General features: G+C 58.5%; 11 protein-coding genes. 5 read left to right on the forward strand and 6 right to left on the reverse strand.

The annotated features are described in order from the left end of the window. Positions 1-32: 32 nt before the first annotated feature. Together GOW56_RS00335 and acs are read right to left on the reverse strand one after the other, a co-directional pair. Positions 33-716 (reverse strand): adenylate kinase, encoded by a 684-nt coding sequence (locus GOW56_RS00335; protein ID WP_171204600.1) that lies wholly within the window; start codon positions 714-716, stop codon positions 33-35. A 7-nt stretch (positions 717-723) separates the two neighbouring features. Beyond that, complete coding sequence (gene acs, locus GOW56_RS00340) at positions 724-2688, reverse strand: acetate--CoA ligase (RefSeq protein ID WP_171204601.1); 1965 nt, start codon at positions 2686-2688, stop codon at positions 724-726. A gap of 428 nt (positions 2689-3116) precedes the next feature. On the opposite strand from acs, the gene GOW56_RS00345 reads away from it, so the two are divergent. Genes GOW56_RS00345 through GOW56_RS00355 form a run of 3 tightly spaced genes read left to right on the forward strand, consistent with a single transcriptional unit; the run spans position 3117 to position 6227 of the window. After that, positions 3117-4133 (forward strand): C4-dicarboxylate TRAP transporter substrate-binding protein, encoded by a 1017-nt coding sequence (locus tag GOW56_RS00345; RefSeq protein WP_171116347.1) that lies wholly within the window; start codon positions 3117-3119, stop codon positions 4131-4133. 57 nt (positions 4134-4190) lie between these two features. Continuing rightward, the gene (locus tag GOW56_RS00350) at positions 4191-4820 is read left to right on the forward strand and encodes a TRAP transporter small permease (protein WP_171204602.1); all 630 of its coding nucleotides are present in this window, start codon (positions 4191-4193) and stop codon (positions 4818-4820) included. Between the two features lie 3 nt (positions 4821-4823). Beyond that, on the forward strand, positions 4824-6227 hold the full coding sequence (locus GOW56_RS00355; RefSeq protein ID WP_171204603.1) for a TRAP transporter large permease: 1404 nt from the start codon (positions 4824-4826) through the stop codon (positions 6225-6227). A 137-nt stretch (positions 6228-6364) separates the two neighbouring features. Here the strand turns inward: GOW56_RS00355 and GOW56_RS00360 are convergent, their stop codons facing one another. The 3 genes from GOW56_RS00360 to rocF are packed head-to-tail and all read right to left on the reverse strand — an operon-like array spanning position 6365 to position 9255. Further along, positions 6365-7405: an ornithine cyclodeaminase gene (locus GOW56_RS00360; RefSeq protein WP_171204604.1), complete on the reverse strand. Its 1041-nt coding sequence runs from the start codon at positions 7403-7405 to the stop codon at positions 6365-6367. 9 nt (positions 7406-7414) lie between these two features. Beyond that, positions 7415-8335, reverse strand: a complete 921-nt coding sequence (gene ctlX, locus GOW56_RS00365; protein ID WP_171168508.1) for a citrulline utilization hydrolase CtlX — start codon at positions 8333-8335, stop codon at positions 7415-7417. After that, positions 8335-9255, reverse strand: a complete 921-nt coding sequence (gene rocF / locus GOW56_RS00370; protein ID WP_171168506.1) for an arginase — start codon at positions 9253-9255, stop codon at positions 8335-8337. Before rocF ends, ctlX begins: the two co-directional genes overlap by 1 nt. An 86-nt stretch (positions 9256-9341) precedes the next feature. On the opposite strand from rocF, the gene GOW56_RS00375 reads away from it, so the two are divergent. Next, positions 9342-9770: an Lrp/AsnC family transcriptional regulator gene (locus tag GOW56_RS00375; protein WP_152457732.1), complete on the forward strand. Its 429-nt coding sequence runs from the start codon at positions 9342-9344 to the stop codon at positions 9768-9770. Positions 9771-9887: 117 nt separating this feature from the next. Then, a complete protein-coding gene (gene mprF / locus GOW56_RS00380) occupies positions 9888-12497 on the forward strand; it encodes a bifunctional lysylphosphatidylglycerol flippase/synthetase MprF (RefSeq protein ID WP_371807862.1) in 2610 nt (869 codons plus the stop codon). A 3-nt stretch (positions 12498-12500) separates the two neighbouring features. Here the strand turns inward: mprF and GOW56_RS00385 are convergent, their stop codons facing one another. Further along, complete coding sequence (locus GOW56_RS00385; RefSeq protein WP_253284172.1) at positions 12501-14051, reverse strand: efflux transporter outer membrane subunit; 1551 nt, start codon at positions 14049-14051, stop codon at positions 12501-12503. Between the last annotated feature and the right edge of the window lie 2 nt (positions 14052-14053).

A 14053-nucleotide genomic window follows, 5' to 3' on the forward strand; every position in this document is an offset into this window, starting at 1 on the left:
GGATCAGAGCCTTGCGGCCCTAAATCCACCCCCTATTTCATGACTTTACTAACGATCCCTTCAAGGTCATTGGCAATGTCTTCGATCCTGCCCATGGCGTTTGTACGCTTCAGCACGCCCTGACCGTCATAGTAGGCGATCAGTGGTGCCGTCTGCGCGTGGTACGCTGCAAGGCGCGAGGCCACCGTTTCGGCATTGTCATCCGCGCGGCGCTTGAACTCGGTATGGCCACACTTGTCGCATTTGCCTTCTTCGACAGGCTTCTTGAACTGGTCATGGTAGCCTTCACCACAGCCGGCGCAGGTGTAGCGGCCCGAAATGCGGGTCACCATTTCCGCGTCTTCCACCTCGAGGCTGATTGCGGCGTTGATCTTCTGGTTGTTCGATGCCAGCAGGCTGTCCAGCGCTTCCGCCTGAACCGTCGTGCGCGGGAAACCGTCCAGAATGACGCCCTTGGCGCAATCCGGCTGTGCCATGCGGTCACGCAGGATGGCGATGACGATTTCATCGCTGACCAGATCGCCGGCTTCCATAACGGCTTTTGCCGCTTTGCCGGCTTCGGTTCCGGCCGCGACCGCTTCGCGCAGCAGGTCTCCGGTGCTGAGTTGTACAAGTCCGAATTTCTCTTCCAGCATCCGGGCCTGTGTGCCCTTCCCGGCACCCGGAGGGCCGAGAAGGATGAGAACGGCGGGCGTGGTGATCGTGGCAGCGTCCATCATACCCTCACTTGTTCGCACGGTTTTCGATCAGGTCTTCGACCACCGACGGATCGGCCAGTGTCGAAGTGTCGCCCAAGGATCCGAAATCGTTCTCGGCGATCTTGCGCAGGATACGGCGCATGATCTTGCCCGAGCGCGTTTTCGGTAGGCCGGGTGCCCACTGGATCACATCCGGGGATGCAATTGGACCGATCTCGGTGCGGACCCATGTGCGCAGCTCTTTCATCAACTCGTCCGAAGGCTCGCGATCATTCATCAACGTGACATAGCAATAGATGCCTTGCCCTTTGATTTCATGAGGGTATCCAACCACCGCAGCCTCGGCCACAGCAGCATGTGCAACCAGCGCGCTTTCCACCTCGGCTGTGCCCATGCGGTGACCGGACACGTTGATCACGTCATCTACACGACCGGTGATCCAATAGTCGCCATCTTCGTCGCGGCGGCAGCCGTCACCCGTGAAGTAGTAGCCTTTGTAATCCGAGAAATAGGTCTTTTCGAACCGCTCGTGGTCACCCCAAACGGTACGCATTTGACCGGGCCAGCTGTCCTTGATGCACAGAACGCCTTCGACGCCATTGCCTTCGATTTCAACACCCGACTGAGGGTCCAGAACGACGGGCTGAATGCCAAAGAACGGCTTCATCGCCGATCCGGGCTTCATCGCATGTGCACCGGGCAGCGGCGTCATCAGGTGGCCGCCGGTTTCGGTCTGCCACCAGGTGTCGACGATGGGGCATTTGCCTTTGCCGACAACCTCGTTGTACCAGGTCCAGGCTTCGGGGTTGATCGGTTCACCCACGGTGCCCAGAATGCGAAGATCGCTGAGGTCGCATTTTTCGACAAACTCATTGCCCTGACCCATCAGAGCGCGGATCGCAGTGGGGGCGGTGTAGAATTGGTTGACCTTGTGCTTTTCGCAGACCTGCCAGAAACGCGAGGCGTCGGGATAGGTGGGTACGCCTTCGAACATCAGCGTGGTCGCGCCATTGGCCAGCGGGCCATAGACGATATAGCTGTGCCCGGTGACCCAGCCCACGTCAGCGGTGCACCAGTACACGTCACCTTCGTGATAATCGAATGTGATCTCTTGCGTCATCGAGGCGTAAACAAGATACCCCCCCGTGGTGTGCACAACGCCCTTGGGCTGACCGGTCGAACCTGACGTGTAAAGGATGAACAAAGGATCTTCGGCGTTCATTTCGGCTGGGGCGCAATAGTCGTCAGCCTCGAGCGCCATTTCGTTGTAGTCAAAGTCGCGACCGTCGATCCAGGTGGTCTGACCGCCGGTGCGCTTGACCACAAGGCATTTTACCGTGTCTTTGCAGTGCAGCAGGGCGGCGTCTGCGTTGGATTTCAGCGGCGTTTTGCGGCCGCCACGCGGCGCTTCATCCGCAGTGATCACGACCTTGGCGTCGCACCCGTTGATGCGCGCGGCCAGAGCGTCGGGCGAGAAGCCCGCAAAAACGATCGAATGAATTGCGCCGATCCGCGCACAGGCCAGCATGGCGTAAGCGGCTTCGGGGATCATCGGCAGATAGATGACCACGCGATCGCCCTTGCGCACGCCAAGGGATTCCAGAATGTTGGCCATCCGGCAGGTGCGGCGGTGCAATTCTGCGTAAGAGATATGCTGGGCCGGGTCATTCGGATCATCCGGCTCCCAGATGATCGCGGTTTGGTCGCCGCGGGTTTTCAGATGGCGATCCAGGCAGTTGGCCGACACATTCAACGTGCCATCGGCATACCAGTTGATCTTGACCGAGCCAAACTCGTAACTGACGTCCTTGACCTGGGTGAAGGGCTTGATCCAGTCGATGCGCTTGCCTTGCTCGCCCCAGAACGCGTCGGGGTCGCTGATTGAGGCTGCGTACATGTCAGCATACTTTGCCGCATCGACATGCGCACGAGCGACAGTTTCTGCGGATGGCGGATAAGTCTTGGCATCTGCCTGGGCAGCGGTGGTCATCTTTGAGGCTCCTCCCTCTGGACTGGATTGCTTGTGGATTTTTTGCCTGTCATTCAGGCAATGTCGATCCTGTTCCTCCCCAAGTTTGAATATTACCGCGTTCTGAAAATAAATAAATAAATTGGTGTAATCCTTGGATTTCTTTGTAAAGAAATTTCAACAATATGGCCAAAACTGTAAAAAAATCGGCAAAAGAGTCACTAAAATATAACAAAAACAGCCACTTAAAAGTAACGAGAATTGAGGGCGCTGTGTGTCAATTGTGGTTGCAACGACAGGTGACCTCAAGGCTTCTGTCGTCTTGGGTCATTTCTGGGGCTTATTCTGCAAAATACGCAAATACCGGTTAGGGTTGGCACAATCGAATGTTGGCGCTAGCTTGATCGGCAAGCGCCTCGGTAGGGGGCGCACCTATGGGAGACGATACTATGAAAAAGATGTTGAGCGGTGCCGCAGTCGCCGCCCTTGGCGTTGCTTTTGTGACCGAAGCCGCGGCGACAGAATGGAACGCATCCGTCTGGGGCAAGCGCCGCGCCTTTACGGAACATGTTGAAAAGCTGGCCGAACTGGTCAGCGAAAAAACCGGTGGCGAATTCACAATCAATGTCAGCTATGGCGGGTTGTCCAAACCCAGGGAAAACCTGGACGGGATCGAAATCGGCGCCTTTGAGATGGCGCAGTTCTGTGCCGGCTATCACCGCGACAAGAACCGGGCGATCACCGTTTTGGAACTGCCGTTCCTGGGTGTGAACAACCTGCAGGAAGAAGTTGCGGTAAGCCATGCGGTATACGACCATCCGGCGGTCAAGGAAGAGATGGCGCAATGGAACGCCCGCATCATCATGACCTCGCCAATGCCGCAGTATAACCTTGTCGGAACGGGCGAGCCGCGGGATGAACTGGCTGAATTTGACGGAATGCGGGTCCGGGCGACCGGTGGCCTTGGTCAGGCCTTCGAGGCGGTCGGAGGGGTGCCGACATCGGTTCCGGCGACCGAAGCCTTCAATGCGATGGAATCGGGCGTCGTCGACACCGTGGCCTTTGCCCAGCACGCGCACCTGTCATTCGGAACGATCAACGAAGCGGACTGGTGGACCGCGAACCTGAATCCGGGAACGGTGAACTGCCCGGTTGTCGTCAACATCGATGCCTACGAGGCCCTGCCAGCCGAACATCGTGAAGCCCTGGACAGCTCGATTGACGAGGCGATCGATCACTACCTGGCGAATTACGGCGGCTTGCTCGAACAATGGGACAGTGTCCTGGAAGAAAAGGGTGTCCAGAAGGTCATGATCGACGAAGCGGTAATTGAAGAGTTCCGCACAAAGGCCGCTGATCCGATCCGTGAAAAATGGATTGCGGACATGACCGCACAGGGCCTGCCGGCGCAGGACCTTTACGATCTTGTCCAGACGACGCTGAAGCAACAGCGCGGCGGCAACTGATCCACACGACCGGGTGCTTTCAAGGCGCCCGGCAACAAACAACAAGGAAACACCGGAATGGCAGGACAAGCCACGGTTCTGGTAGACGGCAGCCGTCTGAGCCAGTTGGATCAGCGTTTGCTCGTGCTCGAACGGTTTCTGGCACTGATCAGCGGATTGGCGGTTTTTTCACTGATGGTATTGGCCGTTGTGTCGGTCAGTGGTCGAAATGCGCTGAATGCTCCTTTGCCGGGCTATGTGGACTGGATCGAACAGGCGATGCCTCTCATCGCTTTTCTGGGCATTTCATATGTTCAGCGTGATGGGGGGCATATCCGGATGGATATCGTCATATCCCGCTTGCACGGTCGGGCTTTGTGGCTGTTCGAACTGCTCTCGGTGGTTCTGATCCTGATCCTGATGCTGGCTCTGGTTTGGGGCAGTTGGTCTCATTTCGACCGGTCCTTTGATTTTGGCGCCCCAATGTGGAGCCGGGACAGTTCGATCGACATCGGCATACCCTTGTGGCCGGCCAAGCTGCTGGCACCCGTTGCATTTTCCGTTCTCTGCCTGCGCCTTGCGCTGCAAGTCTGGGGGTATGGTCGGGCGTTCTGGCTGGGGCTGGGCGCTCCGGCGGCCGTTCCGTTGATACAGGATGTAGCGGCGCAGGCGGCGGCCGAGGCCGAACAGTTCGAAGGGCAGGACTGATAGATGGACACGATTGAGATTGGCCTCTGGGTCACTGGCGGCCTTCTGGTCCTTGTCGTGGCGGGCATGCGGGTTGCCTTTGCAGCCGGTTTGGCAGGGCTTGTCGGACTGGTTTGGATTTTCTGGGCCAAGTTCGGTTACGATCCGGAACGGTTTGGCAAGGCGCTGACAGTGGCGGTCAAGACCGCGGGGCAGGTGCCACATTCCAAGGTCGCGTCCCACACTCTCAGCTTGATTCCGACCTTTATCCTGATCGGGTATCTGGCTTATTACGCGGGACTTACCCGCGCTTTGTTCGAAGCCGCAAAACGCTGGGTCGCATGGGTGCCCGGCGGGTTGGCGGTTTCGACCGTTTTCGCCACGGCCGGCTTCGCTGCGGTGTCCGGAGCTTCGGTTGCGACGTCCGCCGTCTTCGCCCGTATCGCGATTCCGGAAATGCTGAAGGTGGGCTATAACAAACGCTTTGCAGCAGGTGTGGTTGCCGCGGGCGGGACGCTGGCCTCCCTGATCCCGCCTTCGGCCATTCTGGTGATCTACGCGATCATCGTCGAGCAGGATGTCGGGAAACTGCTGTTGGCGGGTTTCATTCCGGGTGCGTTTTCCGCAATCGTGTACGGCCTTCTGATCATTGGGATTGCAGTGATCTTCAAATCCGTTGGCCCGCCGGTCACGGGGTTTTCCTGGAAACAGCGCTTTGCAGCACTTCCCGGTGCCATTCCGATTGTCGCCGTCATCCTGATCATCATTTGCTTTGTCTACAATCCGTTTGGTGAAAAAGCATGGGGCACTCCGACGGAAGGCGGTGCCATTGGTGCCTTCATCGTATTCTGTTTCGCCTTGTTCCACGGAATGCGCTGGGCCGAGCTCAAATCCGCACTTTTGGAAACCGCCAAACTGACGGCGATGATCTTTTCGATCATCTGGGGCGTTCTGATCTATGTGCGCTTTCTTGGGTTCGCCGACCTACCGGGTGCCTTCTCGGATTGGATTACGGGGCTCGAGATGTCGCCCATGATGATCCTGATCTGCATTCTGCTGGCATACGCGGTGTTAGGCATGTTCATGGACGCGATCGGGATGCTGCTTTTGACTTTGCCCGTCGTCTATCCGGCGGTAATGGCCTTGAATGGTGGTGAGACCGTCAGTGCCGCCGACAGCGCTTTTGGAATGTCCGGCCCGATGTGCGCGATCTGGTTTGGCATTCTGGTGGTCAAGATGGCCGAGTTTTGCCTGATTACACCGCCCATCGGGCTGAACTGCTTTGTCGTTGCCGGTGTGCGCCCGGACCTGAGCGTTCAAGATGTGTTCAAAGGCGTCACGCCCTTTTTCATCGCGGACGCCCTGACCATCGCGATGCTTGTGGCATTCCCGGGTATTGTCCTCTACCTGCCATCGCTTGCGGGATAGCTCGGAAGCGAGGCTCTGCCTCGCGCTCCGGGATATTTGTGGCCAGATGAAGTTCGGATCCCTTGCTTCATCTGGCTGAAAATATCCCGGGGGAGGCGCGCGCAGCGCGACGGGGGCAGAGCCCCCAAGATCGCGCGCTATCCAGCTCGCATCAACATTCCGAACAGATCGCGCGGATCGTCCGGGTCGGCCAACATGTCCAGAGGTTCAAAGAAGGTTGTGCCTTCAATCGCCTGTTTCACAAAGCGCAGGGCCGAGAAATCCTCGATGGCAAAGCCTACACTGTCGAACAAAGTGATCTGCCGCTCATCGATGCGCCCCTTGGCGGCGCCGGTGATGACCTGCCACATCTCGGTCACAGGGTGATCGGCGTCCAGCGCCTGAATTTCGCCTTCGATCCGTGTTTGTTCGGGGTACTCGACGAAGATGTCCGAACGTAACAGGATGTCGCGATGCAACTCGGTCTTGCCGGGGCAATCGCCTCCGATGGCGTTGATGTGCACGCCGGGCCCGACCATGTTGTCGGTCAGGATCGTTGCGTATTTCTTGTCTGCCGTGCAGGTGGTGATGATCTGGGCACCTTCAATGGCGTCTTCCGGCGTCTTGCAAGGGATGACGGTCAGGCCCTTGCCCTGCAAGTTCGCAGCGCATTTCGACGTGGCATTCGGATCGATATCATAAAGCCGAACGGTGTCGATCCCGCACATTGCCTTGAAGGCGAGGCACTGGAATTCGGACTGTGCGCCATTGCCGATCATGGCCATTGTCCTTGCATTTTTCGGGGCCAGATAGCGCCCGACCAATGCCGAAGTCGCAGCCGTGCGCAGCGCGGTCAGCATTGTCATTTCGGTCAACAGCGTCGGGTATCCGGTGTAGACATCCGCCAGCAGGCCGAATGCGGTAACGGTTTGCAATCCCTCGGAGGTGTTCTTGGGATGGCCGTTTACGTATTTGAACCCGTACGCCTCACCATCCGAAGTTGGCATCAACTCAATTACGCCATGAGGAGAATGCGCCGGAATGCGAGGTGTCTTGTCGAAGCTTTCCCATCGTTTGAAATCGGCCTCGATCTGAGCGGCAATCTGCGTGATCATCTGCTCGACGCCAATGTGGTGTACCAGTCGCATCATGTTGTCGACGGAAACGAATGGTACCAGGGCCTTGTCTGAAGGTTGCATGGTGCTCTCCTATCGGCGGGCAAGGTGAACGCCGGCAATCATGCAGCGCACGGACCCACCGGCGGTTTCAATTGTTGGAACGGACAGCGGCAACGGTGTTGAACTGTCCTGGATTGTTGCGATTTGGTCTGGTGTGAGGGCGGCAAGTGCCCTGCTGGACAGGGCCAGAACCAACCCATCCCGTCCGGTCAGTTCAATGGCGTTACCTGCGAACTCGGCGATCTGGTCGTGCGTCAGGTCAATGACCGTTCGACCGGATTCTTCCAGCCGATTGCGAACGGTCATGCGGCGGGCCGGGTCCGAAATCATGTCGAGGCAAATCAGGGCGTAATGCGTGCCGATACCCATCAAAACGTTGGTGTGATAAACGTCTCGGCCCTTGGCATCGCGGGCTTCGAAGGCGATTGGTTCATAGTTGAAATGTGTGCAGAACCGTTCCAACAGGACCGGATCGGCGCGATTGGACGTCACCGTGTAGGCGATACGGGCCACATGATCCAACACCATCGCGCCGGTCCCTTCCAGGGCCAGGTTGTCTTGTTCCAGCCCGGAATAGTCGATGACATCCTGTACACGGTATTCCTGTTTGAGCAGTTCGATTACATCGGTCCGGCGTTCGCGTCTGCGCGATGGTACGAACATTGGGTAGATCGCCACATGGCCGCCGGGATGCGTCGAGAACCAGTTGTTTGGAAAAACGCTGTCAGGTGTGTTGAGGTCGCCGAAATCGTCAAACACATGAACAGTGACTCCGGCGTCGCGCAATTGCTGCACCGCCCGATCATGTTCATCCCTGGCCGCTTCCGACGTGGCCTGGGCGGATGCGGTGCTCAGCGTTTGAAAGGCATTGTCATCGCGTGTTTCCGGGTTCGACGCAAAAGCGTGCGGCCGGATCATGACGGCGGCAGATGGCGCTTGAAGAGACAGCATCAGAAACTCCGGGTGGGACGGTCGAAGATACGGCGACCCATCAACGAGGCGGCCAGATCGACCATCAGTTTTGCGGTTCGGCCCCGGTCATCCAGAAACGGGTTCAACTCGACCAGGTCCAGCGAGCAGACAAGTCCGCTTTCATGCAGCAGTTCCATCACCAGGTGGGCTTCGCGCTCGGTTGCACCGCCGGGCACAGTCGTGCCGACTGCGGGCGCCACTGCCGGGTCGAGGAAATCGACATCCAAAGATACATGTAGCAGAGCGTTTTCCGCTTTCACGCGATCAAGAAAGGCCAAAAGGGGGGCTTTGATACCGTTTTCATCAATGCTGCGCATATCCGCCAGCATGGCGCGGTCTTGCTCCAGCGCCGCCCGTTCCGCCGGGTCGACAGAACGCAATCCGATCATGCCGACGCGATCCGTCGGTATGACGGCGGGCAAAGGTGGGAAATCCTCGAATCCGGGTCTGCCGGTGAAATACGCCACCGGCGTGCCGTGCAGATTGCCGCTGCCGGTACTGTCCGGAGTGTGAAAGTCGCTGTGGGCGTCAAGCCATAGCACAAAGAGAGGGCGGTCGATCCGAGCGGCATGGGCGGCCATCCCGGCCACCGTACCCATGGACAGGGCGTGATCACCCCCCATGAAAATCGGAATGCCCTGACCCGCCGCGTCTTGCGCAGCTTTGCTGAGAGCGTGCGTCCACCCCACGCATTCGGGCAGGGCGAACAGGTGCGGGTGTTGGGGAATGTCGACGTTTTCGGCCTGCACGTCGCCCCAATCGTGAACGGTGTGACCAAGATCAGACAGCGCTTGATCCAACCCTGCCACGCGATACGCATCAGGTCCCATCCGGCATCCCTGACGACGCTTCCCGGCGTCCATTGGGGCGCCAACCAGTATGATATCCTTGATTTCCATGTGTTCATTTAGGCCGTCCGACTGTCTTGCGTGAAGTCGGCAAAATGCTCAAAATGGTCTCGGAAAATTCTTTATGAGAAAGCGCTATGGACGAATTGGACAATCGACTGCTCAATGCGTTGCAGCGGGATGCTCGGGCAAGCCTGTCAGAGCTGTCGGAAACACTGGGCGTGACCCGCACCACGGTCCGCAGCAGGTTGCAGCGGCTGAAACAGTCCGGTGAAATCGTCGGCTTTACCGTCCTGACGCGTCGCGATCTGGCGCAAAGCCCGGTGCGCGGGTTGATGATGCTCGAGATTGAGGGGCGCGGGACGGAACGCGTCATGGCCCGGATCGGTGCCATGCGTCAGGTGACGGCAGTTCATTCGACAAATGGCAGTTGGGATCTGATCGCCGAGATCAGTACGGAAACCCTGGCTGAACTGGATGAGGTTCTGTTTCAGATCCGAAGGATCGACGGCGTGACGCGTTCGGAAACGAACCTTTTGCTGTCAACACGCAAGGGGCGGCTCTAGCGCTTTGAGATAAAACCAAAATGTGCCAGAGTCCGTTGGCAGATGATGTCTGAATCATCGACGGGCGGGTGAGCCGCGCGTGGTATCTGCGATCAGAAACTGGCGGGGACGTGCAGCATGACCAATGCGGAAAGTGACGGTGAACCTCTGGCCGTACACTGGGCCGAAAAGCTTACGGCCATGTTGGAAAAACCCTGGCTGCGGATTGCGATACCGGTTCTCGTGACCGGGATCGCGCTGACGGTTCTGCATGATTTGTCGGCGCATGTGAAATGGTCAGATGTCCAGACCGATATCGCAACGACGTCGTGGAAACTGATGTTTTTCGCCTTGTGCTGGACCGCGTTCAGTTTCCTGTCGCTGTCGCTCTATGATGTGTTTGCCGTGCAAAGTGTGGCGGGCGGCAAAGTGCCATTGCCTGTTGCCGGAATGGCAGGGGCCAGCGGCTATGCCGTGTCGAACTGTCTGGGTTTTTCCTACATTACCGGAACGGCGATCCGGTATCGGATATATGCGTCGCTGGGCTTGGATCTGGGGCGGGTGGCCGGGGTTATCGCAACGTCCTGGGTCGCGTTCTGGATGGGGCTTGTTCTGGTTCTGGGTGTGTTGCTGACCGTGCATCCGGATGGGATCTCGAAAGTGATGCCTGTCAGCGAAACGGTGGAAACCGTCTTCGGGCTGTGCCTTTTGGGGGCATTGGTTGCGATGTTCATATGGTTGTCCAGCGGGGGCAGGCGGTTGGCCGTCGCCGGTATCGGGTTTGACTTGCCGGGTGGCAAACTGGCCAGCCTTCTGACACTGGCCGCCATCGGAGATCTGGTTGGCGCGTCCATGGCGCTCTATGTCCTGATGCCGGACGATCTGGGCGTAGGCTATCCCTATTTCTTCACGGTCTACATCGCCGCCATCGCCGTTGGAATCCTCAGCCACGCGCCGGGCGGGCTCGGGGTATTCGAAGCCACGCTGATCGCGGGGCTTGGGGCGTCGGGACGTTCGGATGTGATCGCAGCCTTGTTGCTGTATCGCGTCGTTTACACCTTCTTGCCGTTCGGAATCGCCAGCGTGTCGATTGCGGTCGCGTCCGCACTGACGCAAAGGCACAGGATCGGTGGCGCCGCGACATGGGTCTATCGGGTCACCCGCCCCATTGTTCCCATGGTGGCAGCCGGAGTTGCGGCCGTGGCAGGGGTGGTCCTGCTGGTGTCCGGCGCATTGCCAGCGGGCACGCAGAACCTTGGTGTTCTGAGAGAGGTCTTGCCGTTGTCGTTTGTCGAGGCATCGCACCTTGCCGGCAGTGCTGTCGGCGTGCTGCTTTTGCTGGTGTCCCGCGGTTTGTTTCGAAAGCTGTACCGCGCATGGGTGGTGGCAATGCTGTTGATGGTGGCCGGGTTCTTTGCCTCGCTGGCAAAGGGGCTGGACACTCACGAAGCGCTGTCGATGCTGGGCACGATTGGCCTTCTGGCGATGTTCCGCGGGGCGTTTTATCGGGTCAGTGGCGCGTCGATCTTCAGGCTGAATATTCCTTGGTTGGTCAGTGTCGTGGCGCTGCTGGCGGTGATATTCTGGATCGGACTGTTCGCCTATTCCCATGTCGAGTACCAGAACGCCCTGTGGTGGGAGTTTGCCTGGAACGGAGACGCTTCGCGCTTTTTGCGCTCCAGCCTCATCGTGGCGGTGATCGTGGGTATTGTGGCCGTGAACTCTCTGTTCGGGCGAGAGATTCCGACGCCTGTGCGCACGGAAATCCCCGAGGTCGTTGAACGGCTTGTGATGGAGTGCGAGGACACCGAATCCCAAATCTCGCTTACCGGTGACAAACAGTTCCTCATCTCACCGGATGAGACCGCATTCATTGCCTATGCAGACACGGGCAACGCTTTGATCTCGAAGGGAGAGCCGGTTGGTGATGAAACGGCGGGGCGGCAGTTGATCTGGCAACTCAGGGAAATGGCGGACCGAGAAGGAAAACTGTGTGCCTTCTACAGTGTTTCAACCAAGTACCTGCCGACATTTCTGGACCTGGGCCTGTCGATCCTGAAGATTGGTGAGGTCGCGCGGGTTCCGCTCAAGGATTTCTCGCTGGACGGAAAGTCACGCAAGCGGTTCAGACAGGCCAGAAACCGGGCCGAGCGGGAGGGCTATGTATTCGAGATCGTCCCGAAAGAAGACCTGGCCCCGGTTTTGCCGGAACTGCGCGCGATTTCAGACCATTGGCTGGCGCAAAAGGCGGGTGCCGAAAAGGGCTTTGCGTTGGGGGGCTTTGACGATCAGTACCTGTCATATTTCGATCATGCGGTTCTGCGTGACGGTAAGACAGGCAAGATCATGGCCTTTGCCAACCTGTTTCAGGGCGGCAACAAATCCGAGTTGTCGCTGGATCTGATGCGCTATGAGCCTGACAGCCCGAGCTTTGTCATGGATGCGCTTTTTGCCGAGATGATGAACTGGGGATCGCAGCAGGGGTTCCACTGGTTCTCATTGGGTGCGGCGCCGTTCTCAGGCATCGAAAACCGTCAGCTTGCATCACTTTGGAACCGCATCGGCGGCTTTGTCTATGAACATGGTGAGCAGTTCTATCATTTTGAAGGTTTGCGCGCCTTCAAACAGAAATTCGATCCGGAATGGAGCCCCAACTATCTGGCTAGCCCCGGCGGGCTGGCTGCGCCCCGCATCCTTTACGAGGTCAATATTTTGATCTCGGGTGGGCTGCGCGGGTTGACCAAGTAGCGCCTAGTTCAGGCTGGCCCGGGTCGGGGTTTTTTCAAGCAGATCGCCCCAATCGGTGCGATAGGCCATTTCCGCCAGCACGGTTTCAGGCAGGAATTCCTGGTTTTGCCGGATCTGCCATCCGCCGCCCAGACCCTTGTAAACGGCAACCAGATTGCTGGACACCTGCTGCCGCGCTTCGATCAGATTTGCCTGCGACCGCAAAAGCGCGGTCTGCGTGTTCAGAATGCGAGAATAGCTGGCGATTCCATCCTTGTACTGGCTTACGGCGATATCCGCGGCCTTGCGCGAAGCTTCGACGCTTTTCTGATAGAACCCAACCTGTTTTCGCGCTTGCGCATAGGCGACCATTGCGCTTTCCACCTCGGAATACGCGGTCAGAACGGTATTCTGATAATTGGCAATCAGCGCTTGGTATGCCGCATCCTGCGCGCGGACATTGTTTTTGATGCGGCCATAGTTGAGCACGTTCCAGACCACGCCGGCACTGGCCAGACCGGTGGTGCTGTTGCCGCTGAACAGATCGCGCCCGCCCGATGCCTGCAAACCGATTGCGCCCGACAGCACGAACTGAGGATACAGGTCAGCCATCGCGATACCCACCTGCGCCGATTGAGTCGCAGCAGCCAATTCCGCCGCGCGGACATCCGGGCGGCGGCGCAGCAATTCTGCCGGCACCCCAACGGCCACATTTGTTCGCGCTGACGGGATACGGCCGGAATTCCCCAGTAGGTTGGTCATCCGGGACGGCGTGGCCCCCAGCAGCACGGCCAGCGCATTCTTGGTCTGTTGCAGGTCGCTTTCCAACTCGGGCACCAAGGCCTTGGTATTGTTGAGCAGCGCAGTGGATTCCTGAACGTCCAGTTCGGTCGTGACCCCGTTGTTGAACCGCAGCTGGGTCAGGTCCGCCGATTCCTGCTGCAATTTGATGTTTTCCCGGGCGACCGCCAACGATTCCTGCAACGCGCGGATATTGACATAGAGCGCGGCCACGTCGCCGGTCAGTGTCACCAATGCGTCATCATAGTTTGCGACCTGCAAAGCCAGATTCGACCGCGCCGCCTGCACGCCGCGCCGTTGTGCGCCCCAGACATCCAGCTCCCATTGGGCGTCGAACCCAACCTGAGACGTCGAGAATTCGGTATCCAGGGGGATGATCCGGTTGATATCGGCAACAGGCCCAAGATTGTCGCTGATTTGCCGCCGCTGCAAAGACGCGCCTATGGCCTGGGATTGCGGGTACAATTCGCCGAAAGCGATCCCCAACTGTGCCCGCGCTTGAAGCACCCGCGCTCCCGCGACCTGAAGCGTCAGGTTCTGGGCATAAGCTTCGGCAATCAGACGGTTGAGGGTCGGGTCATTGAATGTTTCCCACCATTTGACCACGGGTGCGCTGCGCGATGTCAGGCCGCTTTGACCGACGCTGGGGCTGTTTACCTCGATCCATTGCTTGACGACCGGAGAGTTCGGGCGCACGAAATCGGGCCCCACGGGCGTGCAGGCCGCGAAGGTGGCGGCGCAAAGTGCAGTTCCCATCAACCGGCGGAGTGTCATGG

The organism is Ruegeria sp. HKCCA0235A, from assembly GCF_013033235.1.
GTDB lineage: Bacteria > Pseudomonadota > Alphaproteobacteria > Rhodobacterales > Rhodobacteraceae > Ruegeria.